The following is a 973-nucleotide window of genomic DNA, read 5'->3' as shown; positions in this document are numbered from 1 at the left end:
CGGCTTTGTTGCACAAAGCTGTTCTTAAGGACTTCTTCGGCAATATAATTTCCAAATGAATAAGCCTACACACAAAATCTACCGCACAACCAATTGGCCCGCATATAACCGAGCTCTCATTAATCGTGGGAATATTGCCATTTGGTTCGATCCAAAAACACAATGGTATGCAGAACCTCAAGGCAAACAAGGTCGAAATCAAACCTACTCCGACATAGCGATCCAATGCTGTTTGATGATCAAATCTCTATTTAGACTCACTTTACGCATGGTTACTGGTTTTGTTCAAAGCTTAATTAAACTTTGCGGATTAGATTGGACAGCACCAGACTTCACGACGCTTTGTAGAAGACAAAAGTATATTGATATTCAAATTAGCTACCAGAAAAGTCGTGATGGGTTACACCTACTCGTCGACTCTACGGGTTTAAAATTTTTAGGTGAAGGCGAATGGAAGCGTAAGAAGCATCAGCCTGAATACCGTCGGCAATGGCGTAAACTGCATATTGGTATAGATGCTGAAACACTGCAAATACGTGCCGTTCAGCTTACGACAAATAATGTCAGTGATTCACAAGTACTTGGTGATTTACTCGATCAGATTCCTCAAGATGAGCATATTGACTCCGTTTATACCGATGGTGCTTATGACACAAAGCGGTGTCGCCAGTTGATCACAGATCGAAATGCCCATGCGATTATTCCACCCAGAAAAAATGCGAAGCCTTGGAAAGATACAAAAGTTCATTCGCTAGAGCGAAATGAATTACTTCGCACTGTTAAACGTTTAGGCAGGACACTATGGAAAAAATGGTCGGGCTACCATCAGCGAAGTCTGGTAGAAACCAAGATGCACTGCATCAAATTATTAGGCGATAAGCTCAGTGCTCGGAATTTTGATAGCCAAGTCAACGAGATGCATGCACGTGTGGCCATCTTAAATAAGTTTACGGAGCTCGGCCGACCTCACACC

Annotated in this window: 1 protein-coding gene; it reads left to right on the top strand. The window is 42.4% G+C overall.

All coding sequences use genetic code 11. The features are described from left to right. Positions 1-55: 55 nt before the first annotated feature. Positions 56-973, top strand: a 918-nt coding sequence (locus ACPEPR_RS13790) for an IS5 family transposase (RefSeq protein ID WP_423562564.1), incomplete at its 3' end; no start/stop codon positions are given.

The sequence above is a fragment of the Acinetobacter sp. AND/436 genome (assembly GCF_049546925.1).
GTDB lineage: Bacteria > Pseudomonadota > Gammaproteobacteria > Pseudomonadales > Moraxellaceae > Acinetobacter > Acinetobacter indicus.
This window is presented reverse-complemented; position numbering and strand designations above follow the sequence as displayed.